Origin of the sequence: Pseudoalteromonas sp. SG43-6, assembly GCF_014164365.1 — a bacterium.
Classification (GTDB): Bacteria; Pseudomonadota; Gammaproteobacteria; order Enterobacterales; family Alteromonadaceae; genus Pseudoalteromonas; species Pseudoalteromonas rhizosphaerae.
Genome location: NZ_JACJEZ010000222.1, coordinates 1 through 251 on the forward strand (window position 1 = coordinate 1; position 251 = coordinate 251).

General features: G+C 50.6%; 1 rRNA gene. It reads right to left on the reverse strand.

The features are described 5' to 3' along the window. A 23S ribosomal RNA gene (locus tag H5201_RS22870) occupies window positions 1-251 on the reverse strand; the annotation flags it as partial.

Consider the following 251-nt stretch of genomic DNA (forward strand, 5'->3'; position numbering starts at 1 on the left):
CGTGCGGGTTTTTCACCCGCATTATCGTTACTCATGTCAGCATTCGCACTTCTGATACGTCCAGCATACCTCCCGGTACACCTTCAACCGCTTACAGAACGCTCCCCTACCACTCAAAATAAATTTTGAATCCGCAGCTTCGGTGCATAGTTTAGCCCCGTTACATCTTCCGCGCAGACCGACTCGACCAGTGAGCTATTACGCTTTCTTTAAAGGATGGCTGCTTCTAAGCCAACCTCCTGGCTGTCTGG